This is a genomic window from Microbulbifer maximicatervae (SeqCode), from assembly GCF_052468095.1.
The window spans coordinates 1,877,339-1,893,373 of the sequence record NZ_CP174332.1; the positions used below are offsets into that span (position 1 = coordinate 1,877,339).

Sequence of the window (16,035 nt, forward strand, 5' to 3'; positions counted from 1 at the left end):
AACTAACGTGAATTCTACAGCTGAGAAATAGGCCCCCATTGAAAGGACGTATATTACTAACCGGCGCTAGTGGCTTTGTGGGAACCGCACTCTTGCCGCACCTTCGCAAAGACGGTTACCAGGTTTTGCCGGTGTATCGCCGCGATGTTGAGGGCGGCTTTCAGATCGGTGACCTGTCAAGCAATACGGATTGGGCACAGGCGCTTGTCGATATAGATACAGTCATTCACACCGCTGCGCGCGTCCATGTAATGGAGGAGACCTCTGCCAACCCTCTGGAGGAATTCCGTCGGGTGAATGTCGGGGGTACTATCAAGTTGGCACAGCAGGCGGCTTCATCCGGTGTTAGACGTTTTATTTATCTTAGTTCTATTAAGGTTAATGGGGAGTCTACCGACAACCGCTTGCCATTTAATGCGGATGAACAATGTGATCCTACGGATCCCTATGGGATTTCAAAGAAGGAGGCCGAAGACGCACTGCTTGAGCTGGCTGAGTCTACGGAGATGGAAGTTGTTATTATCCGACCACCTCTGGTCTATGGGCCTGGGGTCAAGGCGAACTTCCAAGCGATGATGCGTTGGCTTACCAAGGGGATCCCACTGCCACTAGGGGCTATTCATAATCACCGAAGCTTGGTATCTATCGGCAATTTAATCGACCTGATCCGCGTTTGTATTTCTCATCCCAATGCGGCAAACCAGGTATTTCTGGTATCCGATGATATGGATGTATCGGTAACAGATTTGTTGCGTGGTTTATCCCATGCCATGGGATGTGATGCTCGACTATTGCCTCTTCCCCAATTCGCACTCACCAGTGCGCTGAAGCTAATAGGAAAGGGGGCAGTTGCCGAGCGCTTGTGCGGTTCACTACAAGTGGATATCACTAAAACCAAAGAGTTGCTTGACTGGACCCCCCCGGTGGCCTTAGGTGAGGGTCTGGCGGAGACTGCACAGGCATATTGCCAGGCAGGAAGCTCTCAGACCCCACAAAAGAGCACTTAGTCAACATTTATTGCCTACGGAGAGTGGTAGTCACCCCTCGTAATTGGCAACCGCAGCGTAAAAACCAAGCAAGTAGGTTGCTGGAACCTCAATGGTAGAGCTGTGCCCGGATCTTGCTCTCAGTTTAAGTTTGAGTTTATCTCGATTGCGCACCGAAGCCTGTATTTGTTCCTCAGTGAGAGCAATATCCAGGATCTCTTCAAGCATACATTCATTGCCACTTACGCATTGAAGGACATTTTTGTTAATAGGGGCCGTCTCTACTGGTTGTCCGCCATTTAACTCCGCAGACTCATAGTGACGCCACGCCTTGCGATAGGTGATATGGATCTGTAGATGGTACTTCGTTGGCTCGTTAGCAGCGGGTTCAAATGCGCGGAGGTTGTAGTAGTAGAGGTTCAGGTCAGAGCCATCAGTAGTGGCCTGTAATTTCGGCCCTGAGAACTGAGTACCAGAATTTTCCCCACTAGCTTGTATAGATACCGCCCGTCTGATTTCCCCTGCCGTTTTTTCCGAGAGCTGAGTGACTGAACTACAGCCAGCCAATAAAACCGCTGCCAGAGTTAGTGTGAATTTGGTCATGGGTCTTCCCTGTTTTCTTTTCACTTCTTTTGGGGCGGAAGTATCGCATAGTTGGAGTGCTGGCTGAAACTCAAGGTTGTCGTTTAGCTGGGTTCTCTCTGAAGTCGTTATGCAAATGTACGAGTATGCGAGTGATTTATCAGAGGGGCAGGGTGGCACCAAAAGATAATCTGCAGCAAGTGTTATTTTGGGGGGTTATTTTAGGTGTGACAGATACGGTGAAACATACCTTTATCAGGCTAAGCTAGTTAATGATAGAGAGAGATAATTAGTTTTGATGAATTAACTGGGAGAGGTTTCACTGGTTGGTAAACTCTTCTGAGCCAATGCAAGGCATAGTTCCTTCATGTTCTTCACGAATCCACCTATTACAGCTGTAGTTCTGTAGTATAAACCCCGTATCCAACTGATGATGCCTGGCAAATAGTGCGGCTTGTAGACCGGGCTGTGTCGGGGCAATTTCGACAGGCCTGTCGATTCTGTAAAGCTGGAGTGGGGTTAGTGGAGTTAATTCCCTGTTCATTGGGTCAAGGTGATATGTTTGCTCGGGACAGCAATTTATGGCCAGTAAAACTATGTAAACTATTGATCGAATTAACCAGCGTTTTGGCCGAGGAACATTATTTCTAGCAGGTCAGGTTATCCAAAAAAATTGGAAAATGCGGCAACAGTATAAGCCTCCTGCTTACACGACTCGGCCGGATGAACTGCCTGAGCTTTTCATCTGTTGGTTAGTTCTACCTTGCCGCAAATGCCTTCAAGATTACTAGCTCCGATTTGCTGCATAACCTGAGTTAACTGAGCTTTAAGTAGGTAAATTGCATGATTAGCTCCTTCATTGCCAAGGGCACAGACGCTATACATAAAAAATCTTCCCAGAAAGCAAAACTTTGCCCCTAGGCCACAAGCGCTTGCGATATCTACACCGGATCTTATTCCACTATCGATAGCCAAGGAAATCCTATCCTGATAGCTGGAAAACCGTCCCAGTAAGGGGAGAGTCGCTTCGCCTAAATCAAGTTGCCGTGCACCGTGATTGGATAAGATGACCCCATCTGCACCGAGTTTAATCGCTTTTTGAAGATCGGGTTCACTCATTATCCCTTTAATAATAAGTTTATGGGGCCATAGATCTCGTATACGTTTGACACTGTCAAAATCCAGTGGGCCCATAGTTGTGGTGTTCATAAACTCAGTTAGTTCAAGTTTTTTGTTATCGGTATCAATGTAAGGCTCTAGATTTTTAAATTTAGGGAGACCGTATCGCAATGTGGATAGGCTCCAATTTGGCCTGAGTATCGCTTGCCAGATGTTTTTTACATTCAACTTCGGTGGCATTGCCAACCCGTTGTGGAAGTCTCTGGGGCGTAAGCCAAATGTAGGAACATCAATGGTAATGACTAAATGTTGATATTGGGCAGAGGTTAGTCGGGATAACAGGTCAGAAAGAATGGCTGGGTCTGTTGGGTTGTAGAGTTGGTACCAGGCTGTTCCCTGTGAGACTTCAGAAATTCGCTCTAGTGCTTCTGAGGATACAGTGCTGAGAATGAATGGGATATTGTGCTCGTATGCAGCTTTAGCGAGTATGACAGGTGCATTTGGCCACATAAGCCCCTGTAGCCCTATGGGGGCTATGCCAAATGGAGCACTGTATAACTTCCCAAGAAGCTCACAGTTTAAATTCGGAGTAGAGTTTGGACGGATATATTGGGGAGTGAATTTTACGGAGGCAAATGCTTGGCGATTGCGGCATAAGCCAATATCATCCATACAGCCCTCTATTAAGTACTCATAGGAGAATTTTGGAACTCTCTGCTTTGCGCGATTTTTTAGCCTTTGGGAGCTTGCGAAGTGGCGATTGAATCCATTGCTGCAGTTGGTCACACTTAGCTCCTAGGATTGTTATTGACTCAAGATTAGTTAGGTGGGTGATTGTTGCCTCATTTGGGTAGAATGTGTCGCTTTAATAATAATACTTAAAACCGCATCACCACCCCTCTAATAAGTGGTGATGCTGGATTTCGAAATACAGGTAGTTCATTCCAGACAGGCTGGATCAGCAGTTACGAAATTATTGGCAACCCATTGGTTGCTGCCTGTACAGTTTGGATCTATTCTATCCTTTAGGTCGAAGGGTAGATTGTTCTCGGCAGTATTCCCAAGTATTAAGTTATTAGATGAAGATTGACTGGTAATTACAATCCCTCCAGAATCTCCGGAAATACCATCACCATTATTCATTACTGTATTTTGTACTATCGTATTATTGTCTGAGGCTTCCATCTCTATCCCAGCTCTCTGACTGCCTGTTACGAAGTTAAAAGCCACTGTACCGAAATCATTATCGGCCTCAATGCCGTCACGGTCACTGAATTCAATATAATTCTGTATAACGCTACTGAAATCTCCCTGCATGTCGATACCATCTTCACCACTGAACTGTATATGATTTTTTATGGCGGTATTATTGTCGCTTCTTAGATCTATGCCATCTTCTAAGCTGTTAGTGATTGTCATATCTGAAATGGTATGGAATCCAGTGCCAACTACAAATATTCCATAATTGCAGTTGTTTACCGTTCCATCAGTAACAAGAGATGCCATGCCGGTGATACGAATACCCGCTGCATCGGTAAATAGTGGGAGGTTGTCAAGATTGCATGTTAGCGTATACCCATTCATATATAGACTCCCTGAAGGACCTTCAACAATGAGACCATTTTGGTTATCTATGTCTATCGGGCAGGTAAGATTCTCTGTAAGTACAGTAGGGGTTGTAATAGTATCACCACAATTGACAGCAGTTGCGCTGTTGGATGCAACAAACAGAATTGCGGTAAAAGTGCTTATTTTATACGATTTTCGAAAATTAATCATTTGTATCTCCTTTATTGATTTGAAAGTTATTGATGGCGAGTAAGTTTCCTGGCTAATTAGATCTCGCATCAATTTTGCATTCTGTCTCAATAGTCGTTTTTCTTAAAAGTATGATTGGTAATTTACTATCTGTTTTTTATTTGATTTTATTCGGGTTTCTAAAGTTAGGTTTCTTAAGGTTTGGCAGGGTAGGATATATTGTAGTTATTAGGTGAGGCTCTTATTGGCGACTATTTTACAATAAATCTTTATAAGCCATTTTTAATGGGTGATTGCTAGGTGAGTCTGCTCATATTTTGGTTGGTTTTTGGGGGAGGTTTTTTAATTGTTTTAATGGTCAAAGTTCTAGTTTCTTTGTGGGGATTTTTAAGGGTGTGTTTGGGTTTTTGCTGCAAAATAATTTAACTTATATTAAGGTCCTTGAAAATGTTTATACTATTTTTCCGATTTGGATAGTTGCAGCCTGCTATGTAAACTAGATAACAGGGATGCCATAAATTTAGTTTTATTATTCTTAAGGAATACCTGGGGTTTCCAAAGTCTCTTGACGGAAAAAATATTTAATGAGCCCCCAGGCTTTCAATTTGAGGGGCAAGTCGCTTGCTAAATTTCTGGCAGAAGTGGGTGTTTGGGGGGCATTATAGGCAACGTAGCCTCGCTGGCCGTCTGGTTATAGTAGTTATTTCGAGGCTCCTGGTGGTTCGAAATCTCGCCCGAGCAGGTCTAGAGTGATCTCACCAAATCGCGTGAGCAAAATATTTTCTGCCTCATCCATTGCGTCTTTTAATGTGGCGTTAACGGCATGTTCAATAACGCAGTTAGTGTGTTCGTCTGTGAGGCCAATGGTAAAAACTGAGCTGTCTCCCAGTGCTTTATGGATATCCAGAAGTGTAATTTCATCCAAGGGCTTCGCGAGTGACCAGCCCCCATTGTGTCCTTTACTGGAGCGCACGTACCCCTGATCCCGCAATAGCGCCATGGTTCTGCGAGCCACCACAGGATTGGTGAGGAGCATAGCTGCCATCTTGTCTGAAGTAACCGGCTTGTCGGTCATGTTTAAATGAATCAGGACATGAAGTGCCCTGGATAGTCGGCTGTCTTTACGCATAAATCACCTAGGTTTCCGTCCTGTAGCTTATCACGAAACTTTTTCTGTTACGTGTATTGTCTAGGTTCGAATATTTATGTAACAATAAAAGTTGCATGATATTGGAGAGGTGGTTATGGATACGGATGTATTGATTATCGGTGGAAGTTTTGCCGGTCTGTCTGCGGCGATGCAGCTCGTTCGCGGCAGGCGCAAGGTCGTTGTGCTGGATGCTAAAAGACCTAGAAACCGCTTTGCAAAAGCGTCCCATGGAGTGTTTTGCCTGGATGGTAAGACGCCCGAGGAAATTCGTAGCACGGCGCTTTCCCAGCTACAGGCTTACTCGAGTTTCCAGGTGGTTGAAGGCACTGCGGATACTGTGGATGTTCCTGAAGAGGGGTTTGTTGTTGCTGCACTGGGAGATGCCACTTTTAAAGCAAAGAGGCTAATTCTTGCAACCGGCATTACGGATCAGCTACCGGATATCCCTGGCGTGAAAGAGCGCTGGGGTAGGAGTGTGATTCACTGTCCTTATTGCCATGGTTATGAGCTGAGTGATCGCCCTTTAGGTGTGCTGGCTACCAGCGAGCTGTCTTTCCACCAGGCGGCGATGATTCCCGATTGGGGCGCAACTACCTTATTTACCCAGGGCCAGTTCAATCCGCAGGGGGAAGTGCTCGATCATCTGCTGGCTCGGGGAGTAATGCTGGAAGAAGCCCCGATTACGCAGTTGGAGGGAGAGGGGGATAGTTTACGTGAAGTTGTTTTAGCGGATGGCCGCAAGTTGCCACTGGAGGGTCTCTACGTGAGCCCCAAAGCGGAGTTGACCTCTCCGTTTATCGATCAATTGGGGTTGGAGCTGGAGGAGTCTTTTACCGGGCAGATTGTGAAGGTGGATGGCTTTAAGGAAACTTCTGTAAAGGGAGTTTTTGCTGCTGGGGATTTATCCAACCCGATGCAAAGCGGAACCTTTGCGATTGCATCCGGCACCATGGCGGGTGTTGGAGCTCATCGCTCGTTGATATTTAACCAGTGATTGTTAAAGACCGGTGGGGGTTCGTTGGAGATATGCCACAAAAAGAATTTGGTATCTTTAGGGCTAAGGAGCCTCTGAATAACTCCATGATACCTCTGGCATGCAGAGCGTTTCACAATCAAGGCGCGGCTTCGCAGGAATGTCTAGGCCTTTCAAGAAGTCGCAACGCGGAGTGTGAATCGCTCTGCAAGCCCCGAAGGGCGGGCCTTGAAGGCCACAGCTGCTGCGTTGCAGCTCTTGCCAAGGGCTACGGCCATTCGCGGCGAGCTGCGCCTAACATCTGCAGCCTTCAAGACCCGCAGAGGCATTATGGAGTTATTCAGAGGCTCCCTAAGTAAGCGGCAGGAGCGGATTTGTGCTCCTGCCGAAAAATATCAGCAGTTCACAGCGTTTACTGCGAGCCCGCCGAGAGAGGTCTCTTTGTATTTGCTCTGCATATCGATACCGGTTTGACGCATCGTCTCGATAACGCTGTCCAGCGGTACGATATGAGCGCCATCACCGCGCAGGGCCAGGCGTGCGCCGTTAATGGCTTTTACTGCACCCATGGTGTTGCGCTCGATACAGGGGACCTGCACCAACCCGCCGATTGGATCGCAGGTAAGGCCGAGGTTGTGCTCCATTCCAATTTCAGCAGCGTTTTCAATCTGCTGGTTGGTGCCGCCCTCTACGGCAGCCAAGCCGGCGGAAGCCATGGAGCAGGCGACGCCAATTTCTCCCTGGCAGCCCACTTCAGCGGCAGAAATAGAGGCATTCTTTTTAAACAGCATGCCGATAGCACCGGCGGTGAGCAGGAATTTCACTACCTGGTCTTTCAATTCACCGTGAATATTGCTGTCGTGGACAAATTCTACGTAGTAGGCGATAACGGCGGGAATCACACCGGCGGCACCGTTAGTGGGTGCGGTGACGATGCGCCCGCGCGCGGCATTTTCCTCATTGACGGCGAGGGCAAATAGACTAACCCAGTCGAGAATGGCGAGGCCGTGGTTGCGCTCTTCCGGACTCTGTTTGCTCAACTCCCGGTAGAGTTCAGCAGCGCGGCGGCGAACATTGAGGCCGCCGGGCAAGATGCCATTCTGGTGGCAGCCTCGCTCAATAGAGGCATCCATTACTTTCCAGATATTCCACAAACGGTCTTTGACCTCCTGCTCGCTGCGGAAGGCTTTTTCGTTTTCCATGGCCAGCTCGGCAATGGTCCAACCGTGATGATCACAGATCTTCATCAGCTGTTCCGCATTGCTGAAGTCATAGGGCAGCAGGGTAGCGATCTCCTCTTTATGAGCGAAATCTTCTTCTGAGAGCACAAAGCCGCCGCCAATGGAGAAGTAGCTGCGCTCGAACAGCAGCTCTTCGCCAGCATAAGCCTGGCAGGTCATTCCGTTGGAGTGCTGGGGAAGAAATTCCTCCATATGGAAAACCAGGTCGCGCTCGCGAATAAATTCGATATCCTGGTCACCGTTTAATAGCAGGCGGCGCTCGCTCTGGATTTGCGCCATTTTCTCGTCAATCGAGTCGACATCAATGGTGTCCGGAGATTGACCCAGAAGCCCCATCAGTACCGCCATATCGGTACCGTGACCAACCCCGGTCAGGGCCAGTGAGCCGTATAAATGGACTTGTACGCGGTCTGTGCGGGGCAGTTGGTCCCGCTCTTGTAAATCCTGCACGAATTGGCGGGCAGCGACCATGGGGCCCACCGTGTGGGAGCTGGAAGGGCCAACCCCAATTTTGAAAAGCTCAAAAACGCTAATACTCATAAATATTCTCTGCGCCGGGCTGCATCCTGCGGCAGCCCTCCCTAAAGGATATAGTTGCACTATTTAGGGGCGCACTTTGCCTTATGAGTCGCAACAATCAAGATGGTGCTCCCCATTCCGTACAAAATTCTATTAGCAGCAAATTTTGCGGAATTTATGAGTTCCCAGACCTTATGCGTGTAGACAAGCTACGGCGCTTCCGCGACCAAAACCGCTCTCTTGGGCGCGGGGTGACCTTCCACGGTTTTGTCTGGCGATTCCGGGTCGAGAAAATCTGCCAGGGATTCGAAGTGCATCCAGTCGGTGCGCCGCTGTTCCTCCAGGCTGGTGGTGTTCAAATCCACGGTCCTGGGGTTGCGGAAACCGCACTTGCGCAGCCAGCTCTCCAGGGTGGCGCAGCTGGGGAAAAACCACACATTGCGCATCTTTGCATAGCGGTCTTCGGGTACCAGGCAATCGCCGAGTCCGCCGTCGATAACCAGTGTCTCCAGTACAAGCTGTCCGCCGGGGCGGAGGGTTTCGCGCAATTCACGCAGGTGATCCATGGGTGAACGGCGGTGATAGAGCACCCCCATGGAAAAAGTGGTATCGAAAGCGCGCAAGTTTGCCGGGAGCGCTTCAATACCCAGGGGCAACAAATCTACCGGTGCTTCCTGGCCCAGGTATTTTTTCAGCGCGTAAAATTGCGCGACAAATTTAGCGGAAGGATCAATACCGATGACCCGGCGCGCGCCGGCACCGTAGGATCGCCAGCAGTGGTACCCATTGCCACAGCCCACATCGAGCACCAGTCGATTTTTGAGTGGTGCCAGGTGCGGAAGTACCCGATCCCATTTCCAGTCGGAGCGCCACTCAGTATCAATATTTAGTCCAAATAACTCCCAGGGGCCTTTGCGCCAGGGGTGTAATTTGCGCAGTTCCTGCTCCAGGGCTTCGAGTTGTTCTGAGCTGGCATCGGCGGCAGTGCCCGCGCTGACCTTGCTGTTCAGTTCGATAGCGGAGGGCGTGATTTCCGGTAGGGCTTCCACCGCTGCGCGCCAATCGGGCAGGTCGCCCCAGCGATGAGGACTCAGGTTTTCAGCCACCTGTGTTGGCAGCTGGGCCAGCCAGGTGCGCAGGGCGGGAACGTGTTGCAGGCCTTGATAGAGTTGGGTGTAGTCGATCACGGGGTACTTACTTTTCCGGCGCGCCTTTGATGGCGATTAAAGAGGCAAAATTAAAACACTGGAACCAGACATCGACACTGGTAAAGCCGACATTTTTCAGTCGTGTGCGGTGGGTGTCCATGGTTTCCGGAATTAATACATTCTCCAGGGCAGAGCGCTTCTGTGCGATTTCCAGCGCGCTGTAACCGTTGGCGGCTTTAAAGGAGTGATGCAGTTCGATCATTAAATCGTTGTGGGCTTTATCGGCGAAGTCCACTTTCTCGGAAATAATCAGAATGCCGCCGGGGCGCAAACCATCGTGGATTTTCTGCAGGATTTCTTCGCGCTCTTCCACCGGAATAAATTGCAGGGTGAAGTTGAGCACTACCACCGAGGCATTTTCGATAGCAACGTTTTGCAGGTTGTCGCAGATAAGTTGAACGGGAACCTCACCGCTATCGGCTTCGAGGACCGTGCGCGCCTGATCAACCATGGCTTGCGAATTGTCTACAGCGACGATCTCACAGTCGGCAGCGGGAATGCGATGGCGCATGGCCAGGGTTGCCGCGCACAGGGAACTGCCCAGGTCATAGCAGCGGCTTCCGGCTTGGGCGTAGCGCTCTGCCAGCGTGCCGATCATGGCTACGATCGTGGTGTAGCCGGGCACGGAGCGCTTGATCATATCGGGAAAAACTTGCACCACCAGGCGATCGAACTCGAAGCCAGCTACCTGGCCCAGTGGGTTTGCATAAATATTGTCGTGTTTACTCATTGGAACTTCGCTAGAGGATAACGGCGATAGATCGGCGCCGGTTTTTGGCCGGCGCCGCAGAGCTTCCCCGGACAAATTGCCGGGGAATCGTCGAGCTCCAGTTAGAGCTTCTCTTCCTTCAGGTTGAGCTTGGCTGCCGCTTCGCTACCTTGGGGACCGGTAACAATGGCGGTACTGGCCTTGCTCGGGTCCAGATAGGTGGCTCCGACGCGTTGCAGGTCTTCCAGGGTAACTTCCGTAACCTGCTTGCGGAATTGTTGGCGCGTCTCGTGGGTGCGACCGTAAAGGCCCGAGTGGAAGTTCTTCTTGGCTTCACCAGCGGGGGAGCCGGGTTTATCCAGACCGCCGACGACGCCGAGGATCGCTTCCTCAACCTGTTCTTCCTTGTGCTTCTCTTCGGCCAACCACTTAAGGGATGCGTCGAAGTCCTCCAGGGTTTCACCCATACGCGGATCGCGGTAGGAGTAGAAGCGGAATACGCCGATATTGCTGTCGTGGCCGGCTCCGCCGCCATAGGCGCCGCCCTGTTCGCGGATGGTGCGATGCAGGAAGCCGTTGCGCAGGAAGCCGCTCAAAACCGACAGCGGGGCCGCATCCGGGTGGGACATAGGCACAGTAGCGTAGGCCTTGGCACAGAAGTTCACCTGGCTGTTGGCAACCCAGAGTTCCTCGATTTGTTTGCGTTCGAAAGGTGCAGCGGGGTTGGCTGCGGCGATGCTGGAAGTCGAGGTCAGTGGCATCAGTGTCTGGCTGAAATCGCCAATTTTCTCTTCTTCACCCACCAGCAGGAACTGGCGCGGTGCTGCGAGGATTTTCTGGTGGATAGCCTGGAATTGGGTGGAAAGGTCTTGCAGGCCTTCCTCTTTTTCCAGTCCGGCAACCAGGGCTCGCAGGTTGCGCAATCCCAGCAGACCACCGCTGGCATGGCTCTCCCAGGCGGCGCGGTTGTAGCCGGCACTGGCGGCAGCCATGGCAAGGGCGTGGCCGTTGCCGACAACACCCTGTTCGCGGCGGGCGAGGGTTTGCAGTAGCAGTTCCTTGATGCGGGCGTGCTCGTCAAAACGCACCTGCTCCATGGTGGCTTGCATCAGTTCGGTCAGGCCGCCCTGATTGCGTGCCAGCGCTTTACCGGACAGGATAAAGTGGCCGGACAAGTGATCCAGGTTGTCGATGGCAGTGCGGCTGCTGGTGAAACCGTGCAGGGCGCCCACCACGCTGGTCTGCCATTGCTGGACTTCCAGGTAGTCTTTTTCACCCAGGCCAACTTCGCTCAGTACCTGGCAGTAGTAGGGCAGCAGTTGCTTTTCGGTTTCGGTGAATTCCGGTAGCGCGCAGACCATTTGTTGGTAAACCAGGCCGTTGGTGCCCGCGCTATAGCGGGTCAACTTCTGTGGGCCCAAGTCTATTGCTTCGCCTTCGACATCGGGAAGCTCTGCGGGAATATCTTCCACGCCGACCTTGGGCAGGATAGAAGCGTCGTCCTCGCGGTTTTGTCGATCGGCCAGGGCTTTGGCGGTTTCGACAATCTGTGCTTTTTCTTTGTCGCTGAGAGCGGCTTTGATTTCCGCCAGCTGGTCTTTCTCCGCCTGCTCGCGGCGCGCAGCCAGCTGCTCATCGGGACTCAGTACCATACGTACGCGGTGCTGGTTCTCCAGCAGAAGTTCACGGGCTTTATTGGCGATAAACTTCGGATCTTTGATCTGCTCGCGCAGACGCTCCAGGGTGGCATCGATATTCAGCAGGCCGATGGCATCGCCACGGTGAGTGGCGCCGGTCAATGCGGTGAGAATCAATTGCAAGCCGAAGGGGTAGCCGTCGCCACCAATTTCCCGCTGTTGCAATTCCAGCTGGTGCAAGCTGGCTTCTACCTGTTCGTAGGGGATGCCGTTTTCCGCCACGTCCCTCAGCACGTCGAGAACCTGTTGCTCAAGCTCGTCGGCACTTTCGCGTTCGCTGCCTTCAATACCGCAGACAAACACCAGTTCGCGTTGGGAATCGTCCAGGCCAACCAGCGGAGAAGGGGAAGTGCCAAGGTCGGTGGTTTCCAGCAGCTTCATCAGCGGTGAGGCGCTGTTATCCAGCAGTACACCGGCGAGCAAGTGTGCGGTCAGAGCCTCTTCAAGATCGGTGACATCACCCAGCAGCCAGCTCAATACGATATGGGTCTTGGCCTTCAGGGGCTCGCCATTTAACGGGTAGTGCTCTTCGACTTTCAGTGGCGCCTGGTAGCGGTCTTCGCGCCCAACCGAGATGGTCTTGTTGAGCTTCTCGAATTTGTGCAGCGCTTTTTCTTCAAACGCGGCCTGGTGCTCCGCCGCCGGAATATCACCGAAGGTCATAAAGGTGGCGTTGCTGGGATGGTAGTGGCTGCGGTAGAAGGCAACCAGCTGCTCGTAACTCAGCTTTGGAATATCGGTAGGTTCGCCACCGGAGTTGTAGTGATAGGTGGTGGTGGGGAACAGATATTTGCTCAGGGTGTGCCACAGCTGCGAGGTGACGGAGCTCATGGCGCCTTTCATCTCATTGAACACGACACCTTTGTAGACGAGCTCGCTGCTCGCATTATCCGCTTCGGCAAATTCCAGGCGATGGCCTTCCTGGGCAAAGTCCAGCGGGTCCAGGCGCGCAAAAAATACCGCATCCAGGTAGACGTCGAGAAGGTTGTCAAAATCCTTTCGATTCTGGCTGGCAAACGGGTAGGCGGTCCAATCTGAACTGGTGAAGGCGTTCATAAAGGTATTGAGTGAGCGCCGGATCATCATAAAGAAGGGATCGCGCACCGGGTACTTGTCACTGCCGCACAGAGCGGTGTGTTCAAGAATATGGGCGACACCGGTGGAGTCTTCGGGCACGGTGCGCAGGGCGACAAGGAAAACATTTTCCGAGTTGTCTGCGGCGATGTGCAGGTGCTGGGCACCGGTCGTAATGTGTCGGTATTCCTCGACGCGCACGCCGAGAGAATCAATATCTGCGCTGGTAACCAGTTCAAATGCAGGATGTGAGTTGCTCAAAAGACAGCTCCCTGGAGTTATATGAATTTTCTGGCCGGCCACTGCTGCCGGCGAAAGGGCGCTATTCTACCGCTTGCACACATCGGAAAGACAGTGTTGACAAGGATGCCAGTAGGGCGAAGACTTCGCTTGCCGAAGCTACGGCATAAATGTAGACGAACACGGAGATATTAGAGGTTGTCCTGGTTGGATATTGCCAGTGTCATTGGCTTTTTTATCACATGGGTGGGTTACACCGTTTTTGCGCGAAAAAAAGCCAAAGAAACCTGGTGCCTTACTTCATCGCTTCAGTGGTACCGCGTTGAATGGATGATGCGTATGCTCGATAGGGATATGCGCATGGCGGATACCGCTATTCTCAGTAACCTGGAGCGGGTCATTGGTTTTTTTGCCTCCACCAGTATTCTTATCCTGGCGGGTTTAGTGACGGCTTTGACGGCGAACAAGGCGGCCATCGAAGTGCTCACCAGTTTGCCTTTTGCGGAGCCCACCACCGTTGAGCAGTTTGAACTCAAGGTGATGTTGTTGATTCTGATTTTTATCTTCGCCTTTTTCAATTTTACCTGGTCACTGCGCCAGTACTCCTTCGCCAATGTGCTCATTGGTGCAGCACCGCCGCCGGAAACCGGTGATCTATCTGAGGAAGAGCGACGCCGGTTTGCCATCAGTACAGCCAAGGTGATTGACCATGCGGGCCACAGTTACAACTACGGTCTGCGCTCTTATTATTTCTCAATGTCAGTGCTGGGCTGGTTTATCCACCCAGTCCTGTTTGTTGCCGGCTATCTGTTTGTTGTCTGTGTTTTATACAGGCGTGAGTTTTTGTCCCGCGCACTGAATTCAATTTTGGCGGCCCGGGAGGGCGGGCTGGAGCGCCAGCAGAGGAAAAAATTCGATGAAAGACCGTGAAATCCTGGCGGCTTTTGATGAAGTCGCTGAAATGCGCGGCTGGCAGTCACTGCATACCCCAAAAAACCTGGTCATGGCGCTATCTGTGGAAGTTGCAGAGTTAGGGCGACACTTTCAATGGTGCAGCGATAAAGATATCCATAATCTAATGGCAGGCGACAAGGCCGAGCAAGTTGCCGCTGAACTGGCGGATATTCAGATGTACTTGAGCAAACTGGCCGCTGTACTGGGGGTTGATATGGAAGAGGCGCTACAGCGCAAATTCGCCGAGAACCGCCGCCGATGCAATGAGGCTTTGCAAGGTGAGGGCTCCGATGGGTGACAGCCTGCGTAAAGATCGAAACTTTGACGATCTCGCTCACCGTTTTCGCAACCGTATCTATGGCGGCCTTAAAGGGGATATCCGCCTGGCAGTGCTCAACCGGGATCTGGCGCCGTTATTGGGGAGCGAGCAGCGCACTCTAAAAATCGTTGACGCTGGGGGTGGCCAGGGCCATTTTGCGATGGATCTGGCTGAAGCGGGGCACGAGGTTTTTCTCGCAGATATTTCTGCGCAGATGCTTGAACTCGCGGATGCGGAAATTCGCCAGCGCCATTTGCAAAAGCAAATGACCTTGCTGCATAAACCCCTGCAAGAATTGCCGCAGGTAGAAGCTCTAAAGGACGCCGACCTGGTAATTTGCCACGCTGTGCTGGAATGGTTGGAACAGCCGCAACAGGCATTGCAGCAGCTGCGCAGCCTGTTAAAGCCTGGTGGGCATCTTTCGCTCACTTTCTACAATCGGCGTGCCCTTGAGTTCCGTCTATTACAGCGGGGCAGCTTTCGCCAGCTGGACCGCAATATTGAAGGGGATAACTGGGGTGGCCACCCTGGCAGCCTCACTCCACAGAATCCACTGCTGCCGGAATGGGTGGAAGACTGGCTGACCGAAGCGGGCTTTTCCGTGGCTTGTCACAGCGGCATCCGCTGCTTCCACGATTTTATGACGCCATCAATCCGGGAAAAGTTGCCCGCGTCGGCCATTGTGGAAAAGGAGCTTGAATACTCCCAGGTGGACCCCTATCGGCAATTGGCCAGGTATATCCACCTGCTTTGTAAGGTTTAACCAAGAATGCTCAGTAGTAACTCCTTAGCGGCGTTGATACGCGATGCCAGGTAATCGTTGCCGCCGCGATCTGGGTGGAGTTTTTGGATCAATTTGCGGTGTGCACTAATGATTTCATCTCTGCCAGCATCGGCGTCAACGCCAAGGATTCGGCGCGCCTCGTGTTCCGAGAGTGGCGGGCCCTCGGTGTTGTGTGGCGGCGGATGTTGAGTGGCCCCTGGATTTGGGCGCCTGTTTGAATACTTTTCAAACAGTGGCATCAACCAGGGTAAATAACGGGAGAGCTGACTGAGTAAACGGCCCAACACAGGAAGAATGAGCACGAGCGCTGCTCCTACCCAATGCAGGCGCCCGGTGATAGCCAGCACAACCACTATTGCGGCGACGCCGGCGATACAGGCCATAAAAATCTGCTTGCGCCGCTCCTGCGGTGAGCTAGATTTGATTTTTTGCCAGAGATACCAGGCACCGATGGCGATTAAAATCAGTAAGATTAAGCGCGCCAATGACGACTCCTTATAGTGTTGATCTGCCAATGTTTGTTCTGCGTATCATAGAGTCCTCTTAACTACTTGATTCGCGGATTAATATAGTAAGGGAGCCTCTGAATAATTCCGTAAGGTCTCTGCGGGTCTTGAAGGCTGCAGGGCTTATGCACAAGCTCGCCAGCGAATGGCCAAGAGCTGCAAAGTAGCAGCTGTGGCCTTCAAGACCCGCCCTGCGGGGCTTTCAGAGCGATTCAC

The 16,035-nt window shown here is 51.5% G+C and carries 15 protein-coding genes; 6 read left to right on the plus strand and 9 right to left on the minus strand.

Annotated features, from left to right (window positions below; genetic code table 11):
* The first annotated feature begins 38 nt into the window (after positions 1–38).
* Entirely contained in the window at positions 39–1,007 is a 969-nt protein-coding gene (locus ACJJIL_RS08090) for a UDP-glucose 4-epimerase family protein (protein WP_444914046.1), read from the plus strand.
* Positions 1,008–1,037: 30 nt separating this feature from the next.
* Here the strand turns inward: ACJJIL_RS08090 and ACJJIL_RS08095 are convergent, their stop codons facing one another.
* Positions 1,038–1,589: a hypothetical protein gene (locus tag ACJJIL_RS08095; protein WP_444957964.1), complete on the minus strand. Its 552-nt coding sequence runs from the start codon at positions 1,587–1,589 to the stop codon at positions 1,038–1,040.
* Positions 1,590–2,230: 641 nt separating this feature from the next.
* Here ACJJIL_RS08095 and ACJJIL_RS08100 point away from each other — a divergent pair.
* Positions 2,231–2,359 (plus strand): DUF4113 domain-containing protein, encoded by a 129-nt coding sequence (locus tag ACJJIL_RS08100; protein WP_445361999.1) that lies wholly within the window; start codon positions 2,231–2,233, stop codon positions 2,357–2,359.
* Here the strand turns inward: ACJJIL_RS08100 and ACJJIL_RS08105 are convergent.
* The 3 genes from ACJJIL_RS08105 to ACJJIL_RS08115 all read right to left on the minus strand — a co-directional run bounded on the left by ACJJIL_RS08105 (position 2,310) and on the right by ACJJIL_RS08115 (position 5,574).
* Positions 2,310–3,473 (minus strand): alpha-hydroxy acid oxidase, encoded by a 1,164-nt coding sequence (locus ACJJIL_RS08105; protein ID WP_445361647.1) that lies wholly within the window; start codon positions 3,471–3,473, stop codon positions 2,310–2,312. The genes ACJJIL_RS08100 and ACJJIL_RS08105 overlap by 50 nt on opposite strands.
* A 153-nt stretch (positions 3,474–3,626) precedes the next feature.
* Complete coding sequence (locus tag ACJJIL_RS08110) at positions 3,627–4,466, minus strand: right-handed parallel beta-helix repeat-containing protein (protein ID WP_445361648.1); 840 nt, start codon at positions 4,464–4,466, stop codon at positions 3,627–3,629.
* 679 nt (positions 4,467–5,145) lie between these two features.
* Positions 5,146–5,574, minus strand: coding sequence for an Rrf2 family transcriptional regulator (locus ACJJIL_RS08115; RefSeq protein WP_444933457.1), 429 nt, complete (start codon positions 5,572–5,574; stop codon positions 5,146–5,148).
* Between the two features lie 115 nt (positions 5,575–5,689).
* Here ACJJIL_RS08115 and ACJJIL_RS08120 point away from each other — a divergent pair, with 115 nt between their 5' ends.
* Positions 5,690–6,589 carry an NAD(P)/FAD-dependent oxidoreductase gene (locus ACJJIL_RS08120; protein ID WP_445361649.1) on the plus strand — a complete coding sequence of 300 codons (900 nt, stop codon included), beginning with the start codon at positions 5,690–5,692 and terminating at the stop codon, positions 6,587–6,589.
* A 374-nt stretch (positions 6,590–6,963) separates the two neighbouring features.
* On the opposite strand, the gene ACJJIL_RS08125 is transcribed toward ACJJIL_RS08120, so the two are convergent.
* The 4 genes from ACJJIL_RS08125 to ACJJIL_RS08140 all read right to left on the minus strand — a co-directional run bounded on the left by ACJJIL_RS08125 (position 6,964) and on the right by ACJJIL_RS08140 (position 13,277).
* Positions 6,964–8,349, minus strand: coding sequence for an L-serine ammonia-lyase (locus tag ACJJIL_RS08125; RefSeq protein ID WP_445361650.1), 1,386 nt, complete (start codon positions 8,347–8,349; stop codon positions 6,964–6,966).
* Positions 8,350–8,537: 188 nt separating this feature from the next.
* Positions 8,538–9,515 carry a tRNA 5-methoxyuridine(34)/uridine 5-oxyacetic acid(34) synthase CmoB gene (gene cmoB / locus ACJJIL_RS08130; RefSeq protein ID WP_413662341.1) on the minus strand — a complete coding sequence of 326 codons (978 nt, stop codon included), beginning with the start codon at positions 9,513–9,515 and terminating at the stop codon, positions 8,538–8,540.
* A 7-nt stretch (positions 9,516–9,522) separates the two neighbouring features.
* On the minus strand, positions 9,523–10,266 hold the full coding sequence (cmoA, locus tag ACJJIL_RS08135; RefSeq protein ID WP_445361651.1) for a carboxy-S-adenosyl-L-methionine synthase CmoA: 744 nt from the start codon (positions 10,264–10,266) through the stop codon (positions 9,523–9,525).
* Between the two features lie 101 nt (positions 10,267–10,367).
* Positions 10,368–13,277, minus strand: coding sequence for an insulinase family protein (locus ACJJIL_RS08140; protein WP_445361652.1), 2,910 nt, complete (start codon positions 13,275–13,277; stop codon positions 10,368–10,370).
* Positions 13,278–13,454: 177 nt separating this feature from the next.
* On the opposite strand from ACJJIL_RS08140, the gene ACJJIL_RS08145 reads away from it, so the two are divergent.
* From ACJJIL_RS08145 to ACJJIL_RS08155, 3 genes are read left to right on the plus strand one after another with little or no spacing between them, the layout of a single operon-like run.
* On the plus strand, positions 13,455–14,186 hold the full coding sequence (locus tag ACJJIL_RS08145; RefSeq protein ID WP_445361653.1) for a DUF599 domain-containing protein: 732 nt from the start codon (positions 13,455–13,457) through the stop codon (positions 14,184–14,186).
* Entirely contained in the window at positions 14,173–14,508 is a 336-nt protein-coding gene (locus ACJJIL_RS08150) for a nucleotide pyrophosphohydrolase (protein WP_445361654.1), read from the plus strand. Before ACJJIL_RS08145 ends, ACJJIL_RS08150 begins: the two co-directional genes overlap by 14 nt.
* The gene (locus ACJJIL_RS08155) at positions 14,501–15,292 is read left to right on the plus strand and encodes a methyltransferase (RefSeq protein WP_445361655.1); all 792 of its coding nucleotides are present in this window, start codon (positions 14,501–14,503) and stop codon (positions 15,290–15,292) included. The genes ACJJIL_RS08150 and ACJJIL_RS08155 overlap by 8 nt, the downstream gene beginning before the upstream one ends.
* Here ACJJIL_RS08155 and ACJJIL_RS08160 read toward each other — a convergent pair.
* Positions 15,289–15,798: a DnaJ domain-containing protein gene (locus ACJJIL_RS08160; protein WP_108733513.1), complete on the minus strand. Its 510-nt coding sequence runs from the start codon at positions 15,796–15,798 to the stop codon at positions 15,289–15,291. The two genes, ACJJIL_RS08155 and ACJJIL_RS08160, sit on opposite strands and share 4 nt — an antisense overlap.
* Positions 15,799–16,035 lie beyond the last annotated feature (237 nt).